The following is a 17,310-nucleotide window of genomic DNA, read 5'->3' as shown; positions in this document are numbered from 1 at the left end:
CGATTACTCTGAATCCTTTGTTGTAACGATAGGGGATGTTTCGGGTTCGTCGTCCGCATACGGATCGGGGTAGCCCAGTTCGGCAAGCAACTCGCGTTCCAGTGCTTCCATTTCTTCAGCTTCTTCGTCATCTATATGGTCGTAACCCAGCAGATGCAAGCAGCCGTGAATGACCAGATGTGCCCAGTGGGCCTTTAGTTCCTTGCCTTGTTCGGCGGCTTCACGCTCGACCACCGCCACGCAGATCACCAGATCGCCTAGCAATGGAATGTCGAGAAACTCGTCGGGTACTTCGGCCGGGAACGACAGGACGTTGGTCGCGTAATCCTTGTGGCGCCAGGTGTGATTGAGCTCGCGGCCTTCTTCCTCATCGACCAGACGAATGGTCATTTCCGAGTCGGCGGTGCGCTGGCGCAGGGCAAGTTCGCACCACAGGCGGAAGTCGGCTTCACTCGGCGCGTTCGCTTCAGTCGCGATTTGCAGGTCTAGCTCAAGCATTTCGCGAGGTGTCCTTGGGTGCTTCGTCACGGTTTTCGAAGCGCTCGTAGGCTTCGACGATCCGCTGGACCAAAGGATGGCGCACGACGTCTTTTGGCTGGAAGTGTGTGAAGCTGATGCCCGGCACGTCTTTGAGCACTTCGATCACATGATGCAGGCCGGACTTGGTGCCACGCGGCAGGTCGACCTGGGTGATGTCACCGGTGATGACTGCGGTGGAGCCGAAGCCGATCCGGGTCAGGAACATCTTCATCTGTTCGACGGTGGTGTTCTGGCTTTCGTCGAGAATGATGAAGCTGTTATTCAGCGTGCGACCGCGCATGTAGGCCAGCGGCGCAACTTCAATCACCTGGCGTTCGATCAGCTTGGCCACGTATTCAAAGCCGAGCATCTCGTAGAGTGCGTCGTAGAGCGGGCGCAGGTACGGGTCGATCTTCTGCGACAGGTCGCCGGGCAGGAAGCCGAGTTTTTCACCCGCTTCAACCGCCGGACGCACCAGCAGGATGCGGCGGATCTGCTCGCGTTCCAGAGCATCGACAGCGCAGGCCACGGCCAGATAGGTCTTGCCGGTACCGGCCGGACCGATGCCGAAGTTGATGTCGTTACCGAGGATTTCCTTCACATAGCGCAGTTGATTCAAGCCGCGTGGGCGAATCATGCCTTTCTTGGTGCGCAGGGCGACAGAGGCTTCGGCGGGGGCGTGATTGTCCAGCTCGACCACGGCCGATTCCTGGAGGAACAGGTGCACGAGGTCCGGCGACAGCTCAGTACCTTTGGTTTCCCGATACAGGCGGCGCAGCAGGTTTTCCGCAGACGTGGTGTGCTTGGGGTCGCCGATCAACTCGAACTGGTTTCCGCGGTTGCGGATCTCGATGGTCAGGCGCTGTTCGATCAAGCGCAAATGCTCGTCGAATTGCCCGCACAGATTGGCGAAGCGGCGAGCCTCAAAAGGCTCGAGGATAAAACGATGTGGTTCTATGGGTGCGTTCAAGGTCGTATTTAGCCGCCCTGGGGCAATTAAGATGAAATCAAGGATAACGCCAGAGGCCTGGGTGCGAAAGCTCTTAAATATTCTTGGCGTCGAGACCGCCAAGATCGCAGCCTCCGGCAGCTCCTACAGGGGAATGTAATCCATGTAGGAGCTGCCGAAGGCTGCGATCTTTTGCATTTATTGGATCAGCGAGCCACGCAGCGAGTGCGGTTGCGCCGCGTCGATGTGCACATCGGCGAACTGGCCGATCAGGGTCGGATTGTCGCAGCGGAAGTTGACGATTCGATTATTCTCGGTGCGCCCTTGCAGCTCGCCCGGGTCTTTCTTCGAATAGTCGGTGACCAGAATGCGCTGGATCGAGCCGACCATTTGTCGGCTGATCTCAAAGCCTTGCTGATTCAGGCGATGTTGCAGGGCGTTCAGGCGTTCCTTTTTCAACTCTTCCGGGGTCTCGTCGGCCAGATCGGCCGCCGGGGTACCCGGGCGCTGGCTGTAAACGAACGAGTAGGAGAAGTCGAAACCGACATCGGCAATCAGCTTCATCGTCTGTTCGAAGTCTTTCTCGGTCTCGCCGGGGAAGCCGACGATGAAGTCCGAACTGATGCAGATGCCCGGTACCGCCGCACGCAGTTTGCGCAGCTTGGATTTGTACTCCAGCGCCGTGTGGTTGCGCTTCATCGCCGCGAGAATCCGGTCGGAACCCGATTGCACCGGCAAGTGCAGATGCTTGACCAGTTCCGGGACGTCGGCGTGGGCCTGGATCAGGCTGTCGGAGAATTCCAACGGGTGCGAAGTGGTGTAGCGAATGCGGTCGATGCCGTCGATGGCGGCGACAACACGGATCAATTCGGCGAGATCAGCCAGACGTCCGTCATGGGTCGTACCGCGATAGCCATTGACGTTCTGCCCCAGCAGCGTCACTTCACGCACGCCGTTTTCGGCGAGGTGAATGACTTCGGCGACCACGTCATCGAATGGCCGGCTGACTTCTTCGCCACGGGTGTAAGGCACCACGCAGAACGTGCAGTACTTGCTGCAACCTTCCATCACCGACACATAAGCGCTCGGGCCATCAATGCGCGGCTCGGGCAAATGGTCGAATTTTTCGATTTCCGGGAACGAAACGTCGACTTGCGGCAGCTTGGTGATACGCGCGGCGTCGATCATTTCCGGCAGGCGGTGCAGGGTCTGCGGGCCGAAGACCACGTCGACGTACGGCGCGCGATCACGAATCGCCGCGCCTTCCTGGCTGGCCACACAACCGCCAACGGCGATCACCATCTCTGGGTTGGCCAGTTTCAGTTCGCGCCAGCGGCCGAGCTGCGAATACACGCGATCCTGGGCGCGCTCGCGGATCGAGCAGGTGTTGAGCAGAATCACGTCGGCGTCTTCAGCACGCGCGGTGACTTCCAGGGCCTGATGTTCACCCAGCAGATCGACCATGCGCGAGCTGTCGTACTCGTTCATCTGGCAACCGTGGGTTTCGATGTAAAGCTTCTTGGCCATGGATTAGGGTCATCACGTGATTCAAAGAACCGCGCATTATAGGGAACAAGCCTTCAGGTTCCTACCGCTGCGCGTCCGGTGGCTATGCTATAGTTTGCGCCCTCATTTTTATCCCCGATGTTATCCCCCCGCCATGACCAAACGCGAAGCTCCAATCTATAAGGTGATTTTCCTCAACCAGGGCCAGGTGTTCGAAATGTACGCCAAGCAGATCTATCAAAGTGATCTGTGGGGCTTTCTGGAAGTGGAAGAGTTCGTCTTTGGCGAGCGCACGCAAGTGGTCGTCGATCCGAGCGAAGAAAAGCTCAAGGCGCAGTTCGAAGGCGTGGTGCGCAGCTTTGTGCCGATGCATTCGATTGTGCGCATCGATGAAGTGGAACGTCTGGGCACGCCGAAAATCAGCGAAGCCCGCGGCGCGGTCGGCAATGTGATGCCGTTTCCGATGCCGATGCCTGAGAAGTAAGCTTCAAGACCGCGTCGCTCCATTCGCGAGCAGGTCGAATCGTCGCACCGTCGCTCCCACAGTAGATCTCCAGTGTTCAGAAGATCCCTGTGGGAGCGACGGTGCGACGATTCGACCTGCTCGCGAAGAGGCCAGAAAAATCTATAGAGAAATCAGGGAAGAGGCGAAAACGGCGTACGCCCATCGGCGCTCTGCAGTTCCATCAGGTATTTACGGAAAATTTGCCCGAGCACCTGGGTCGCGGTTTCAAGGTCTTCGCGGGACATTTTTTCGGAGACTTCGTCGGCCGTGTCCAGCGCGTCTTCAGCGCCGTTGACCGCGGCCATCTTCAGCACGATGTACGCCTGAATATTGTTGGCCTGCACGCCTTCACCGTGGAAGAACATGGTGCCAAGTTTGAATTGCGCCTGAGCGTGGCCTTGCAACGAGGCTTTTTCGAAATAGCTCAAGGCTTGATTGAGGTCGCGCGGGGCATTCTTGCCGTCGTAGTAGAACTCACCCAACTCGTATTGCGCTTGCGCATCCCCTTCGTCCGCGGCTTTCTGGCAAGCAGCCAGTGCCTGCGTGACGTCTTGCGGCTGAGTATTGAGGGTGCAACGACCCATCGCCGGGATCAACAACGAGTTGCCGCCTGCTTGTGCATGCGCGAGCAGGGGCTGAAGGAGCAACAGGCAGCCCAAGGCAAGGGTGCGGCCGGTGCGGTTCATGGGAATCGACTTACCTCTGAAGGGCACGCGGACCCATCGAGGGATCCAATAAGCGCGCATTATGAAATAAGCAGGGCCAACCTTACAAAGTCTTTACTCGTTTTTCTGCTGCGCGGGGAATATATCGACCACTTTAGGGGAGATTTTTAGCAGGGGCATCGGAAAAACAGCGTCGATGTAGGTGAATGCTGACGCTGGTGATAGCCAACGTCAGCGGTAGTGCGGTTATTTTAGTGCGGCGAAGGCGCGCTCGGCAGCGTCCAGTGTCAGTTTCAACTCGGCTTCGCCGTGGGCGATCGAGGTAAACCCGGCTTCGAAGGCGCTCGGCGCCAGGTACACGCCACCTTCCAGCATCAGGTGGAAGAAGCGACCGAACAGGGCAGCGTCGCTGGCCATCACATCTTCAAAGGTTACGATGTCGTCGGCGCCGCTGAAGTACAGACCGAACATGCCGCCAGCCTGCGTGGTCACGAACGGAATGCCAGCAGCATCGGCGCGTTGTTGCAGGCCATCGAGCAGGCGCGTGGTGTAGTCGGTCAGCTCGGCGTGGAAACCCGGACGGCTGATCAAACGCAGCGTGGTCAAACCGGCGGCCATCGCTAGTGGGTTACCCGACAGCGTGCCGGCCTGATACACCGGGCCCAGCGGCGCAATACGCTGCATGATTTCACGCTTGCCGCCGAAGCAGCCGACCGGCATGCCGCCACCGATGATCTTGCCGAAGGTGGTCAGGTCTGGATTGACGCCGTAATACGCCTGAGCACCGCCGAGGGCAACGCGGAAACCGGTCATCACTTCGTCGAAAATCAGCACCACGCCATGCTTGTCGCACAGCGTGCGCAGGCCTTCTAGGAAGCCCGGCGCTGGTGGTACGCAGTTCATGTTGCCGGCCACTGGCTCAACGATGATGCAGGCCACTTCCTGGCCGACTTCAGTGAGCATCTTCTCAACCGCGTCGATGTCGTTGAACGGCAGGGTCAGGGTGTGTTTGGCGAACGCCGCCGGCACACCGGCCGAGCTCGGTACGCCCTGGGTCAGTGCGCCGGAACCGGCCTTGACCAGCAGGCTGTCGGAGTGGCCGTGATAGCAGCCCTCGAACTTGATGATGCTGTCACGGCCGGTGTAACCACGGGCCAGACGGATCGCGCTCATGGTCGCTTCGGTGCCGGAGCTGACCATGCGCACCATGTCCATCGATGGCACCAGCGAGCAGACCAGATCGGCCATCTCGGTTTCCATCGCGGTCGGCGCACCGTACGACAAGCCGTGTTGCAGCTGATTGCGCACTGCGTCCAGCACGTCCGGGTGGCTGTGGCCGAGGATCATCGGACCCCACGAACCAACGTAATCGACATAACGCTTGTCGTCTTCGTCGGTAACGTAAGCACCTTCAGCGTGCTTGAAGAACAGCGGCGTGCCGCCAACGCTCTTGAACGCACGAACGGGCGAGTTCACGCCACCGGGGATGTGTTTCTGGGCATTGGCAAACAGCGTTTCGGAACGAGACATGATCGGGCTCTCAAATCAGACTTTCAGTAATTCATTGAACGCGCGGGCGCGGCGGGTCACTTCGGCGGTGCTCTCGGCACCAAACAGACCGTGGACTACGGCGAGCAGGTCGACCCCATGGGCCACCAGCGGCGCGGCGTTGTCGAGGGTGATGCCGCCAATCGCGCAGATTGGCAGGTGCAGCGTGCGCTTGGCTTCGTCGAGCAGATCGAGGCTGCAGGTCGGCGCGCCGGGCTTGGTGTTGGAGTTGAAGAAGCGACCGAAGGCGACATAACTCGCACCTTCTTTGGCCGCTTGTTCGGCCAGCGCGATTTGCGCGTGGCAGGTCGAACCGATGATCGCTTTCGAGCCGAGCAGGGCGCGGGTCGGCGACAGCGGGCCGTCGGTCTGGCCGAGGTGCACGCCAACGTTGAGGCGCGCCGCCAGTTCAGCATCATCATTGATGATCAACTGCGTCTTGTAGCGCTCGCACAGATCGCGCAGCGCTTCGGCCTCGCGCAGACGGCGGGCCTCATCGTTGCTCTTGTCGCGGTATTGCAGCAGGGTGACGCCGCCTTCCAGCGCCGCCTCCACGTAAGACAGAAACTTGCCGGCCAGCAACTGGCTGTCGGTAATGGCATACAGGCCACGTAGTTTCATCAGGCAGACCTCACGACGTTACGAGCAGAAATCCAGCGGCAGGCGACGCGGGACGAACTGGCCTTTGCCCAGTTGTTCGGCATCGCGCAGGGTGCGCCAGGTGTAATCCAAAGCACTGCGCACAGCGCTGGCCAGGTGTTCGCCCTGGGCCAGACGACCGGCGAGGGCGCTGGCCAGTGTGCAACCGGAACCGTGATAGCTGCCCGGCAGACGCTGGCAGATAAAGGTTTCACGCAGGCCGTCGCGGCTGTAAACGCGGTTGTGGATTTCAGTTTCGTCGCCATGGCCGCCGGTGATCAGCAGGTTTTTGACGAACGGCAGGAGTTTTTCAGCGCACTCGTCCGCAGTGCCTTCGGGCAGTTCGGCGAGGATTCGCGCTTCAGGAAGGTTAGGGGTGGCAATGATCGACAGCGGCAGCAGACGCTCACGCATCGCGTAACCCACCTCGTCCTTGCCCAGGCGTCCGCCGCCGCCGGCGCGCAGCACCGGGTCGCAGACCACCGGCAAGTGCGGGTGCGCGGAAAGCAGTTCGACAACGGTGTCGACCATTTCCAGCGAACCGAGCATGCCCAGTTTGACTGCCGCGACTTCGGAGTCGTTGAGTACGGCATTGGCTTGAGCCAACACCCACTCACGGTCGAGGACGCGGAAGTCAGTGACGTTGACGGTGTCTTGCACGGTCAGGGCGGTGACGGCCGGAGCCGCATGGCAACCCTGCGCGAGCAGGGCTTCGATATCTGCCTGCAAGCCGGCGCCACCACTTGGGTCGTGGCCGGAGAGACAGAGGACAACGGGGCGGGAGCTGTAGATATTCATGGTGCGCGAGCTTACCACCAAAGCTGATTTTCGGGTTCAGTGCTGTTGTGGCGGGTCGATAACCCGGCAAGAGATTGCGACCATGCTGTCACAAGTTGACCAACTCAACAGCTCTAGCCCGCTGCTTTGCTCTGGAACGCCCGTTCTAGAGCCTTTGTAGGAAAAATTTCAATGGTGCTCAATGGCCATCAACGGCTATGCTAGTCTGGATCCAAACCAATAACAGGTAATACCGGTTTTACGTCTACTCAAAGGGAATGGGGGGGCTTCCTGACACAACCGGACGAGCCACGCTGGGGCTTCAATGCGCTATTTGCTGATGTTGTTGTTCTGCTTGCCCCTCATGGCGAGCGCCGTCGAATTCGACGAATTTACCCAGAGCCTCCCTCTGGGCCGGTCGCTGCAAGTGTTCGAAGACCCGAGCGGTCAGGCGAGCATTGCCGATGTTCGCGCGCAGGCTGCCGCTGGCAATTTCAAACCCCACGATAAAGCCACGCTTAATGCCGGTTACTCGCGTTCGGCGTTCTGGCTGAAAATTGACCTGCATTACCGTCCGAGCAATCCCGCCGCCCAGCGCACCTGGCTGCTGGAGCTGGCTTATCCACCGCTTGACCATCTCGACCTCTATACGGCCGACGCCAATGGCGACTACCGCCTCGTCCGACAAACCGGCGACGCCTTGCCGTTCGCCAGTCGCGAGATCCGCCAGAACAACTATTTGTTCGACCTCGCTTTCGCACCGGGTCAACAACAAACCGTGTACCTGCGACTGGCCAGTGAAGGCTCGATTCAGGCGCCGGTGACGTTGTGGTCGAGCACGGCGTACCTCGAAGATCAGCCGGTGCGCCTGTATGTGCTGGGGATCATTTATGGCGTGCTGTTGGGGATGCTGGTCTACAACCTGTTCATCTACCTGAGTGTGCGCGACACCAGTTACCTCTATTACATCTTCTATATCGCCTCGTTTGGCCTTTATCAGCTGTCGGTGAACGGTGCGGCGGTGGAGTATTTCTGGCCGGACAATCCCTGGTGGGCCAACGCGGCCACGCCATTTTTCATCGGCTGTGCGGGGCTGTTCGGCAGTCAGTTCGCCCGCAGTTTCCTGCAGACCAAAAACCATAGTCGCTGGCTTGATCGCTTGCTGATTGCACTGATCGCGTTCGGTGCGCTGGTGGTCGGTTTGTCGCTGATGACCAGTTACGCACTGTCGCTGCGTCTGGCGACGATATTGGCACTGACCTTCACTGTGGTGATTTTTGCCGCCGGGATTCTGGCCTGGTGGCGTGGTTTGCGCGTGGCGCGCTATTTCATCATCGCGTGGTCGGCGTTTCTGCTCGGCGGCATCGTCAACACGCTGATGGTGCTCGGCCTGCTGCCGAACGTATTCCTGACCATGTATGCCAGCCAGATCGGCTCAGCTATCGAAGTGGCGCTGCTGTCGCTGGCACTGGCCGACCGGATCAATGCGATGCGCGAGCAACAGGCGAAGACCCTGTATGACGCCGGGCAGAAACTCGAAGTGCTCAACCAGCAACTGGCCCACAGCAACAAACTCAAGGACGAATTCCTCGCGACCCTGACCCACGAATTGCGCACACCGATGAACGGCGTGATCGGTTCGCTGGAGCTGATGCAGACCGTCGAGCTGGATCCGGAGCTTGAGCAATACCAGCAGACCGCCGCCGGTTCCGCGCGGGACATGATGCGCATGGTCAACGGCATCCTCACCCTCACGGAATTGCAGGCCGGCAAGCTCAAGGCTGCGCCGGGCAGTTTCAGCCTGCGCGCGGTGGTCGAAGCGTTGCGCGTGCAGTTCGACAGCAACGCGGCGAGCAAGTCGCTGGACTTCAAGGTCGAGGTGCTGCCGACCCTGCCAGATCGCCTGTACGGCGACAGCGCCAAACTCGCGCAATGCCTGGAATGCCTGCTGGACAACGCGATCAAGTTCACCCGCGTCGGCGGGCTGGCGCTGCGGGTGACCGGCAAACCGTCGACGGACAATCGCCTGGCGTTGTCGTTTGCGGTGATCGACACCGGCATCGGTTTTACCGATCTGGGCGAGGCGACGATGTACCAGCGCTTCTTCCAGCTCGACGGTTCGATGACCCGCGAATACGGCGGACTGGGCGTGGGGCTGGCGATCTGCCGACAGTTGGTTGAGCTGCTCGGCGGCAAGCTCACTCATCGCTCGGAGCCCGGGCGTGGCAGCCGTTTTCAACTGGACGTTGAGTTTGAACTGCCGGCGGTTGAAGCTGCGCCGATCGTCGCGCCTTCGCACGATTGTGTGCGTGCGCCGCAGGACTGCACGGTGCTGCTGGTGGATGACAACAGTGTCAACCAACTGGTGATGCGTGGCATGTTGCTCAAGCTCGGCTTTCGCGTGCGTACCGCCGACAACGGCGCGGCGGCATTTGATTGCTTGCAACGAGAGACTTTCGACGCAGTGCTGATCGATTGCCAGTTGCCGGCTTACGACGGCGCGTCATTGTGCTGCCAGATTCATGCGTTGCCGGGCTGCGCGAACTTGCCGGTATTCATGCTGGCGCTAACTGCCGACCGAGAGCTTTGCGCAACGGGGGCGCCGGTCGATTACTTGAACAAACCCGTAAAATTCGAAGATCTGCAATCTGCGCTGGAGCGGCGGGTGTTGTGCTGCTAACAGGGTAAAAGCGCCGCAAATTCGGCGGATATGACACTTTGACCGGTTGCGGAGCGGTGCTTAACTGGGTTCCTTGGTTGCCCGAAGGAGCCCGTCATGAACCTGCATCAGTTCGCCGAAACTCACGAAGTCACCAACCAGCCACCGTCGCTGGACGGCACTAACCTGTACCGCATCGACCTGCCGTTGCAGGAGTGGTCGCGGCGCTTTGGTGCCGGGTGGGCGGAGTCGCGGATCGATGCCTACGGTGCACTCGCTGGTGGGCCGTTGATGGAAGCCGGGTTCCTCGCCAACCAGAACAAACCAACGTTCGCCAGCCATGACCGCTACGGTCATCGCATCGATCTGGTGGAGTTTCATCCGGCCTATCACGAACTGATGGGCACGGCGATCGAGCATGGCCTGACGTCGCTGCCATGGACCCATCCACAGGACGGCGCGCATGTCGCGCGCGCCTCGATGACCTATCTGCACAGCCAGGCAGAAGCCGGCAGCGGTTGCCCGTTGACCATGACCTTCGCCAGTGTGCCGGCCCTGCGTTTGCAGGCGAACATCGCTGAGCAGTGGCTACCGAAAGTCCTCGCCACCGAATACGACCCACGCAACGTCGGCATGGCGCACAAGGCCGGCGTGACCATCGGCATGGCCATGACCGAGAAACAGGGTGGCACCGACGTGCGCGCCAATACCACAAAGGCTTACCCGGTCGGCGCCAGTGGCCCGGGTCAGGCTTATGAACTGGTCGGGCACAAGTGGTTCTGCTCGGCGCCGATGTGCGATGCGTTTCTGACCTTGGCGCAGACCGACAAGGGTTTGAGTTGTTTCCTGCTGCCACGGCATCGCCCGGACGACACGCGTAATCAGTTCTACATCCAGCGCCTGAAAAACAAACTCGGTAACCAGTCCAACGCCTCCAGCGAAGTGGAGTTCCGTGGCGCGCTGGCGTGGATGGTTGGTGAGGAGGGGCGCGGCGTGCCGACTATTATCGAGATGGTCGCTATGACTCGGTTCGACTGCATGGTCGGTTCCAGCGCGTTGATGCGTCAGGCGCTGACCCAGGCCAGCCACCACTGCGCACACCGCAAGGTCGGCGGCAAACTGCTCAGCGAACAGCCGTTGATGCAAAACGTCCTGGCTGATCTGGCCTTGGAAAGCGAAGCCGCGCTGGCCCTGAGTTTGCGCATGGGCAAGGCGCTGGATCATCTGGATGATCGCCACGAAGCGCAATTTGCGCGGCTGGTGACGGCGGTGGGCAAGTATTGGATCTGCAAGCGCGCGCCGGGGATGATCAACGAAGCGGCGGAATGCATGGGCGGCGCCGGGTATGTCGAGGACAGCATCCTGCCGCGTCTGTACCGCGAGGCGCCGGTGAACTCGACGTGGGAAGGTTCGGGGAATGTGCAATGTCTGGACGTACTGCGGGCGTTGTCGAAAGAGCCGGGTGTGCTTGATGTGTTGTTCAGCGAATTGGGCGACGGGCACGGTGACAAGCGCCTGGCCGCGCATATTCAGCAGTTGCAGGCGCAGTTCAAGGACACCAGTGATATTCAGTATCGCGCGCGGCAACTGACCGAAGACATCGCGCTCGGTTTACAGGCCAGGCTTTTATTGGAGGCCGGAAATTCAACGGTCAGCGATGCCTTCATCGCCAGCCGCCTGAGCGGTGGCGGCCGGGTTTACGGCGCCTTGCCGCGTGGGCTAGACGTCGAAGCCATCGTCGCCCGCTCAACCCCACAAGGTTTCTAATCAAGCAAAAATCCCCTTGTGGGAGCGAGCCTGCTCGCGAAAGCGGTGTATCAGTCGACATCTTTATTGAATGACCCACCGCATTCGCGAGCAGGCTCGCTCCCACAGGGGATCTTCATTGATTTAAAGATTTGGGTACACCCACAACGCCACTGTTCCCGTGACGCCACGATGCAGGCAAGATGAAGCTCTGCAAGTCAGAACACAGGAAGCTGATCGTGACCGAAGCGTTTATTGTCGTTCAAACCGCCGAACAAGCCGTGGACCGTCTGGCCGAGCTGCATGAGCGGGCCACCACTGCGCTGAACTCGGCGCTCAAGCGTTACCTCAAGGATCGCGTCGAACCCGACGCTGCGCAGCGTGCTCTGTTTCGTTATCCCGAACTGCGTCTGACCTATCACTGCCAGGGCGAAGTGCCGCAGACCACCCGCGCTTATGCCAAGGTGCAACTGCCGGGCACCTATAGCGTCACCGTCACCCACCCGGCGGCGTTCCGCAAGTACTTGCTCGAACAGTTGGTGCCGTTGATGCACGACTTCACCGTGACTGTGGAAGTCGGCGTCAGCCAGCAAAACATTCCGTATCCGTACGTGGTCGAGCAGGGCGATGAACTCGCCGGCTCTGGCGTCACCGCTGCCGTGCTGGCGCGGGTGTTCCCGAGCACCGACTTGTCTGCCGCTACCGATGGCATCGCCGACGGTCTTTACGACTGGGAAAACACCGATCCGCTGCCGCTGGCCTTGTTCGACGCCGCGCGCGTGGATTTCTCCCTGCGCCGTCTGGTGCACTACACCGGCAGCGACTGGCGGCATGTGCAGCCGTGGATTCTACTGACCAACTATCACCGCTACGTCGACCAGTTCATCGTCCATGGTCTGGAACAGTTGCGCCGCGACCCGCGTTTCGTGCGCATGGTGTTGCCGGGCAACGTGATCATCGAGAAGGGCATGGATCACGGCGAAGCATCGGCGATTGCGGCCGGTGTGGTCTGGCACCGATACCAGATGCCGGCCTATCACCTGATCGCCAGCGATGGCCACGGCGTGACGCTGGTCAACATCGGCGTCGGCCCGTCCAACGCCAAGAACATCACCGACCACTTGGCGGTGCTGCGTCCGCATTGCTGGCTGATGATCGGCCACTGCGGCGGCCTGCGTCAGTCGCAGACCATCGGCGACTATGTGCTGGCCCACGCTTACATGCGTCGCGACGGCATTCTCGACCGTGTGGTGCCGCCGAACATCCCGATCCCGGCCCTGGCGGAAGTGCAAATGGCGTTGCAACAGGCTGCCGCCAATGTCACTGGCGAGAAGGGCGATGATCTGAAAAAACGCCTGCGCACCGGCACCGTGCTGACCTATGACGATCGTAACTGGGAATTGCGCTGGGCGCAGGAACGACCGTTGATCAACCTGTCCCGCGCCGTGGCCGTGGACATGGAAAGCGGCACGATTGCAGCGCAGGGTTATCGCCTGCGGGTCCCATACGGCACGTTGCTCTGCGTTTCAGATAAACCGCTGCACAGTGAAATCAAACTGCCGGGTTCGGCCAATGCCTTCTATGAACGCGCGGTCAGCCAGCACTTGAAGATCGGCATTGAAGCGGTGGACCTGCTGCGCACTGAACTCAACTCGTTGCACTCGCGCAAATTGCGCAGCTTCGACGAGCCGCCGTTCCGTTAACGCTTAGTCGTGGTCATTTGGCGGTCGGGGCACTAGCATTGTCAGCCCTGATCGCTAAATGTCTGTTCTCTTATGTCTCGTCCCCCGCGTCCACCTTCCCGCCGCTCCGGCGCGAAGCCTCAGTCGTCCGCGCCGCGCCGTGTTGCCAAGGCACCCCCGGCCGAGCCGAAACTGATCCTGTTCAACAAACCGTTCGATGTGCTGACGCAATTCAGCGACGGTGAAGGGCGGGCGACGCTCAAGGATTTCATCGATGTGCCCGGCATTTATCCGGCCGGACGCCTGGATCGCGACAGCGAAGGCTTGTTGCTGCTGACCAACGACGGGCAGTTGCAGGCGCGTATCGCCGATCCGAAACACAAACTGGCGAAGACCTATTGGGTGCAGGTCGAAGGCGTGCCGACGGCTGAGCAATTGCAGCGCTTGCGCGATGGCGTTGAACTGAATGACGGCATGACCTTGCCCGCCGAAGCGCGGCAGCTGGATGAGCCTGAGTTGTGGCCGCGCAATCCGCCGGTGCGTTTTCGCGCGACCATACCGACGTCATGGCTGGAACTGGTGATTCGCGAAGGGCGCAACCGTCAGGTACGGCGCATGACGGCGGCGGTAGGCCTGCCGACATTGCGGTTGGTGCGGGTGAAGATTGGTGACTGGACGATCGACGGACTCGATCAGGGCCAGTGGAAGGAAGTGCCGCCGCGCTTATAAAGCGCCGGATTCGATCAGGCCGATCACCACACTCTTGATGATGAACGCGGCCACGCCCAGGCCTAGTACGAAGAACAGAATGAACGAGCCAAAGCGCCCGGCTTTGGACTTCTTCGCCAGATCCCAGACGATGAAACCCATGAAAATGATCAGGATGCTGACCAGACCGGTCATCATCCACTCTTCTAATAAGGCTGGATCCATTGGGTTTCTCCGACGCGCATGGGGCTAAAAGGGCGCGGCGAGTATACGCCAAGGTGTGTGGGGTGACATTGATCTGGGTCTGATCCGGAACTGTTGCCCTCACCCTAACCCTCCCGAAACGTCGGACCGCCCGGAGGGAGAGGGGACTGACCGGGGGATGCTCGCAAAATACGCCGACCTGAACGTTCTGTTGTGAATCCATAATCGACTCAATCTTTCAGGTCGATGTATGACGCCAGACTCCTCGGTCGGCCCCCTCTCCCTTTGGGAGAGGGCTGGGGTGAGGGGCTTTTGATCAGTTGCGCAGGTGGGTCAAGGGCAGTTCTGTGCTGTTGAGCACCTGATTCAGTACGAAGCTTGAACGAACGCTGGTCACCCCTTCAATCCGGGTCAGGTGTCCCAGCAATAGCTTCTGATAGTGATCCATATCCGGCACCACCACCTTCAACTGGTAATCTGCATCCACCCCCGTCACCAGACTGCACTCCAACACCTGCGGCAACGTGCGAATCGCCGCTTCGAAGTTCTCGAATCGCTCTGGCGTGTGTCGGTCCATGCCGATCAGCACATACGCCGTCAGGCTCAACCCAAGCATTTTGCGATCGAGCAATGCCACCTGACGCGAAATATACCCGTCGTCTTCCAGTTGCTTGACCCGGCGCGAGCAAGGGGAGGGCGACAGACCGATGCGCTCGGCCAGCTCCTGGTTGGAGATGCGGGCGTCGCGCTGCAATTCCGCCAAAATACTCAGGTCGTAACGGTCGAGTTTGCTCATCAATCTGTCCTTGGTTGTAACTATTGCGGCAGATTATCTATCCAGGGTTAAAAATTGCGCAAGTGGTGTTTATTTCAGCAATCTTCGCAATCCTCTGTCGCCGTCTCAGGCCTATTCTTATCACCAGAATCACTGCTCGGTAACACAGTCCACGCGGCCCGCCCTATCCGGCCTGCCGCGGCCGCCACCCCCACCGGGGTTGTGCCGGCCCCCGAGCTGCACACTGTCCAGAAGACGGCGTGAGGTGAGCCGACGTCAAAAGCGTCGAGCCAGGACGAAGTTCTCTAAAGGGAGGCCGACGGGTCTCCCTTTTTTCTTGCCTGAGATTTCATGCTGGACGCTCAATAAATAAGTTGCGTGACTGATAACCTGTTGCAGAACCCGGTGTGTGTATTCCCGGTCTTAGTGACAAGCCCTCTTACATTTACAGGCCCCGCAGTGAGAAAAAGCATGAATTCGCGCATCTGGCGTCTGGCCGGTGTTGGTTTGCTGTGTGTGAGTGTCAGTGCGCAAGCGCTTGCCGATGAACCGCAGAATCGCGGGCCGGAGGGCGGTGGCCATGGCCAGGACCATCAGGGCAATAATCAGGGCCATGGCGGCAACAATCAGCCGCGTCCGCAGAATAATCAGCCACAGCAGAATCAGCCGCGCCCGCAGAACAACGAGATCATTCGTGGCGACAACAGCCGCCAGTTCGAGCACAACGGCAACAACAATGGTCAGTGGCAAAACCACGACCAGAATCGTCCGGCGTATAACCCCAACCCGGTGCGCCAGCCGCCACCACCGCCACAACTGCCGGCCAATAGCCTGCCGATCCAGCCACGGCCCGATACCGTGCGCCAGACCCAGGAACCGCGTCAGGGTTACTACCGCGACGAGCGCCCGCAAAACGGTTATCACAATCAGCAATGGCAGACCGGTAACCGGCCCAATGACAATCGCTGGCCGGGCCGTCCGGATGGTCATGGCAATGGCTGGGGGCCTGGTCCGCAATATCGACCGGGGCATGTGATCGACCGTTTCCCGGATCGTGACTACCGCGTGCCGTATCGCGGTCAGGATTACTTCTACTCCGCAGGCTACTGGTATCGCCCACAAGGCCCGCGCTACATCGTCGTGCAGCCGCCACGCGGGATTCGCATTCAGTATTTGCCCGATTACGCCCGTGAAGTGTGGATCGGTGGTTCGCTATTGTTCCTCGCCGCCGGTGCCTACTACGCGTATCAGGAGGCGACCCAGGATTATATAGTCGTCGAGCCGCCGGTTCAGCCACAACCGCAGCCGCAATCCCAAGGTTATGACGTCGAAGCCTATCCGGCCAACGGCCAGTCGCCGGAGCAGGTGCAGCAGGACGGATACCAGTGCTATCAGTACGCCGTGCAGCAAAGCGGTTTCGACCCGCGCACCGCGACGTATCAACCGGCACCCGAAGTGGTGCAGGCGTACCGTCAGGCGCAGGGTAATTGCCTGAGCGGTCGCGGTTATCAGGTCAGTTACTGAAGCCGGGTTTGCGCCCGTTCTGACTTCACCACTTCCTGCGGGTCGGCGTGCACCAGCACTTCGGCTCGCGGGTAGGCCTTGTGAATGGCATCGGCGGCTTGGTCGCTGATGCCGTGGGCCACTGACAGGGTCAATTCCCCCGGCAATTCCAGGTGCAACTGCACAAACCAGTGGTTGCCGGAGATCCGCGTGCGCAAGTCATGCGCGCCCAACACCCCCGGCACGCTGCAGGCCAATTCGAGCATGTGCTGACTGACGTCGGTTGGCAGTTCTTCATCCATTAGCACCGAAAAACTTTCCCGGGCGATCTGGATCGCACTCCACAGGATATAGGCGGCAATGCCGAGTCCGAACCAGGCATCCAGTTGATGCCAGCCGAACCCGGCCAACACCAGCGCCACCAGAATACTGCCGTTGAGTAACAGGTCGGATCGGTAATGCAGTGAGTCGGCACGCACGGCGTTGGAACCGGTCTGCTTGATCACTCGATGCTGCAGCACCAGCAAGGCCACCGTCAGTAGCAATGAGAAAATGATCACGCCAATGCTGATCCACGGTGCGCCAAGCGGTTCCGGATGCTGGATGCGTTCATAGGCTTGAAACGCGATCAATACCGCGCTGCCGCCAATGAACAGCGCCTGCGCCATCCCCGCCAGCGACTCCGCCTTGCCGTGACCATAACGATGATCGTTATCGGCCGGGCGCAGCGCGTAATGCACGGCCAGCAGATTGAGCAGCGAAGCGATGCCATCCAGCGCCGAGTCGGTAAGGCCGGCGAGCATGCTCACCGAGCCGCTGAGCCACCAGGCGATGGCTTTGGCGATGATCAGCGTGCACGCCACCGCTACCGAGGCGCGGGTTGCCAGCCTGAGCAGGCGGGCGTGTTCGGGGCTGGATGTCATTG

The 17,310-nt window shown here is 60.1% G+C and carries 16 protein-coding genes; 6 read left to right on the top strand and 10 right to left on the bottom strand.

The features are described 5' to 3' along the window. Positions 1–3: 3 nt before the first annotated feature. The 3 genes from ybeY to miaB all read right to left on the bottom strand — a co-directional run bounded on the left by ybeY (position 4) and on the right by miaB (position 2,995). A complete protein-coding gene (gene ybeY / locus CKW14_RS13900) occupies positions 4–498 on the bottom strand; it encodes an rRNA maturation RNase YbeY (RefSeq protein ID WP_064390733.1) in 495 nt (164 codons plus the stop codon). Next, positions 491–1,489 (bottom strand): PhoH family protein, encoded by a 999-nt coding sequence (locus CKW14_RS13895; RefSeq protein ID WP_095048764.1) that lies wholly within the window; start codon positions 1,487–1,489, stop codon positions 491–493. Before CKW14_RS13895 ends, ybeY begins: the two co-directional genes overlap by 8 nt. 177 nt (positions 1,490–1,666) lie before the next feature. Then, positions 1,667–2,995: a tRNA (N6-isopentenyl adenosine(37)-C2)-methylthiotransferase MiaB gene (miaB, locus tag CKW14_RS13890; RefSeq protein ID WP_095048763.1), complete on the bottom strand. Its 1,329-nt coding sequence runs from the start codon at positions 2,993–2,995 to the stop codon at positions 1,667–1,669. Between the two features lie 133 nt (positions 2,996–3,128). Between miaB and CKW14_RS13885 the strand changes: the two genes are divergently transcribed. Continuing rightward, positions 3,129–3,458, top strand: coding sequence for a DUF1820 family protein (locus tag CKW14_RS13885; protein WP_003185742.1), 330 nt, complete (start codon positions 3,129–3,131; stop codon positions 3,456–3,458). 152 nt (positions 3,459–3,610) lie between these two features. Here the strand turns inward: CKW14_RS13885 and CKW14_RS13880 are convergent, their stop codons facing one another. The 4 genes from CKW14_RS13880 to CKW14_RS13865 all read right to left on the bottom strand — a co-directional run bounded on the left by CKW14_RS13880 (position 3,611) and on the right by CKW14_RS13865 (position 7,129). Further along, entirely contained in the window at positions 3,611–4,165 is a 555-nt protein-coding gene (locus CKW14_RS13880; protein WP_003228518.1) for a tetratricopeptide repeat protein, read from the bottom strand. A gap of 225 nt (positions 4,166–4,390) precedes the next feature. Next, the gene (gene hemL / locus CKW14_RS13875; RefSeq protein ID WP_093434628.1) at positions 4,391–5,674 is read right to left on the bottom strand and encodes a glutamate-1-semialdehyde 2,1-aminomutase; all 1,284 of its coding nucleotides are present in this window, start codon (positions 5,672–5,674) and stop codon (positions 4,391–4,393) included. 15 nt (positions 5,675–5,689) lie between these two features. After that, a complete protein-coding gene (thiE, locus tag CKW14_RS13870) occupies positions 5,690–6,313 on the bottom strand; it encodes a thiamine phosphate synthase (RefSeq protein WP_095125490.1) in 624 nt (207 codons plus the stop codon). Positions 6,314–6,331: 18 nt separating this feature from the next. Then, positions 6,332–7,129 (bottom strand): hydroxymethylpyrimidine/phosphomethylpyrimidine kinase, encoded by a 798-nt coding sequence (locus tag CKW14_RS13865; protein WP_007909650.1) that lies wholly within the window; start codon positions 7,127–7,129, stop codon positions 6,332–6,334. Positions 7,130–7,433: 304 nt separating this feature from the next. Here CKW14_RS13865 and CKW14_RS13860 point away from each other — a divergent pair, with 304 nt between their 5' ends. The 4 genes from CKW14_RS13860 to CKW14_RS13845 all read left to right on the top strand — a co-directional run bounded on the left by CKW14_RS13860 (position 7,434) and on the right by CKW14_RS13845 (position 13,924). Next, complete coding sequence (locus tag CKW14_RS13860; RefSeq protein ID WP_095125489.1) at positions 7,434–9,788, top strand: hybrid sensor histidine kinase/response regulator; 2,355 nt, start codon at positions 7,434–7,436, stop codon at positions 9,786–9,788. Between the two features lie 96 nt (positions 9,789–9,884). Further along, on the top strand, positions 9,885–11,534 hold the full coding sequence (locus CKW14_RS13855) for an acyl-CoA dehydrogenase family protein (protein WP_095125488.1): 1,650 nt from the start codon (positions 9,885–9,887) through the stop codon (positions 11,532–11,534). Between the two features lie 182 nt (positions 11,535–11,716). After that, a complete protein-coding gene (gene amn, locus CKW14_RS13850; RefSeq protein ID WP_016986142.1) occupies positions 11,717–13,216 on the top strand; it encodes an AMP nucleosidase in 1,500 nt (499 codons plus the stop codon). Positions 13,217–13,288: 72 nt separating this feature from the next. Then, positions 13,289–13,924: a pseudouridine synthase gene (locus CKW14_RS13845; RefSeq protein WP_095125487.1), complete on the top strand. Its 636-nt coding sequence runs from the start codon at positions 13,289–13,291 to the stop codon at positions 13,922–13,924. On the opposite strand, the gene CKW14_RS13840 is transcribed toward CKW14_RS13845, so the two are convergent. Continuing rightward, entirely contained in the window at positions 13,919–14,128 is a 210-nt protein-coding gene (locus CKW14_RS13840) for a DUF2788 domain-containing protein (RefSeq protein WP_007909655.1), read from the bottom strand. The two genes, CKW14_RS13845 and CKW14_RS13840, sit on opposite strands and share 6 nt — an antisense overlap. A gap of 295 nt (positions 14,129–14,423) precedes the next feature. Then, complete coding sequence (locus tag CKW14_RS13835) at positions 14,424–14,903, bottom strand: Lrp/AsnC family transcriptional regulator (protein WP_008081091.1); 480 nt, start codon at positions 14,901–14,903, stop codon at positions 14,424–14,426. Between the two features lie 450 nt (positions 14,904–15,353). On the opposite strand from CKW14_RS13835, the gene CKW14_RS13830 reads away from it, so the two are divergent. Continuing rightward, on the top strand, positions 15,354–16,406 hold the full coding sequence (locus CKW14_RS13830; RefSeq protein ID WP_095048758.1) for a DUF6515 family protein: 1,053 nt from the start codon (positions 15,354–15,356) through the stop codon (positions 16,404–16,406). Here CKW14_RS13830 and CKW14_RS13825 read toward each other — a convergent pair. Then, complete coding sequence (locus CKW14_RS13825) at positions 16,400–17,308, bottom strand: cation diffusion facilitator family transporter (RefSeq protein ID WP_095125486.1); 909 nt, start codon at positions 17,306–17,308, stop codon at positions 16,400–16,402. The genes CKW14_RS13830 and CKW14_RS13825 overlap by 7 nt on opposite strands. Positions 17,309–17,310: the final 2 nt, after the last annotated feature.

It is taken from the genome of Pseudomonas sp. Irchel s3a12 (assembly GCF_900187485.1).
Lineage (GTDB): Bacteria > Pseudomonadota > Gammaproteobacteria > Pseudomonadales > Pseudomonadaceae > Aquipseudomonas > Aquipseudomonas neuropathica.
The sequence above is the reverse complement of the archived record's forward strand: the minus strand, read 5'-3'. Positions and strand labels throughout refer to the sequence as shown.

Excerpts from the sequence above, each read along its gene's own strand:
- ybeY (WP_064390733.1), bottom strand. The coding sequence starts at position 498 with ATGCTTGAGCTAGACCTGCAAATCGCGACTGAAGCGAACGCGCCGAGT.
- miaB (WP_095048763.1), bottom strand. The coding sequence starts at position 2,995 with ATGGCCAAGAAGCTTTACATCGAAACCCACGGTTGCCAGATGAACGAG.
- CKW14_RS13885 (WP_003185742.1), top strand. The coding sequence starts at position 3,129 with ATGACCAAACGCGAAGCTCCAATCTATAAGGTGATTTTCCTCAACCAG.
- CKW14_RS13880 (WP_003228518.1), bottom strand. The coding sequence starts at position 4,165 with ATGAACCGCACCGGCCGCACCCTTGCCTTGGGCTGCCTGTTGCTCCTT.
- hemL (WP_093434628.1), bottom strand. The coding sequence starts at position 5,674 with ATGTCTCGTTCCGAAACGCTGTTTGCCAATGCCCAGAAACACATCCCC.
- thiE (WP_095125490.1), bottom strand. The coding sequence starts at position 6,313 with ATGAAACTACGTGGCCTGTATGCCATTACCGACAGCCAGTTGCTGGCC.
- CKW14_RS13865 (WP_007909650.1), bottom strand. The coding sequence starts at position 7,129 with ATGAATATCTACAGCTCCCGCCCCGTTGTCCTCTGTCTCTCCGGCCAC.
- CKW14_RS13860 (WP_095125489.1), top strand. The coding sequence starts at position 7,434 with ATGCGCTATTTGCTGATGTTGTTGTTCTGCTTGCCCCTCATGGCGAGC.
- CKW14_RS13855 (WP_095125488.1), top strand. The coding sequence starts at position 9,885 with ATGAACCTGCATCAGTTCGCCGAAACTCACGAAGTCACCAACCAGCCA.
- amn (WP_016986142.1), top strand. The coding sequence starts at position 11,717 with ATGAAGCTCTGCAAGTCAGAACACAGGAAGCTGATCGTGACCGAAGCG.
- CKW14_RS13845 (WP_095125487.1), top strand. The coding sequence starts at position 13,289 with ATGTCTCGTCCCCCGCGTCCACCTTCCCGCCGCTCCGGCGCGAAGCCT.
- CKW14_RS13840 (WP_007909655.1), bottom strand. The coding sequence starts at position 14,128 with ATGGATCCAGCCTTATTAGAAGAGTGGATGATGACCGGTCTGGTCAGC.
- CKW14_RS13835 (WP_008081091.1), bottom strand. The coding sequence starts at position 14,903 with ATGAGCAAACTCGACCGTTACGACCTGAGTATTTTGGCGGAATTGCAG.
- CKW14_RS13830 (WP_095048758.1), top strand. The coding sequence starts at position 15,354 with ATGAATTCGCGCATCTGGCGTCTGGCCGGTGTTGGTTTGCTGTGTGTG.
- CKW14_RS13825 (WP_095125486.1), bottom strand. The coding sequence starts at position 17,308 with ATGACATCCAGCCCCGAACACGCCCGCCTGCTCAGGCTGGCAACCCGC.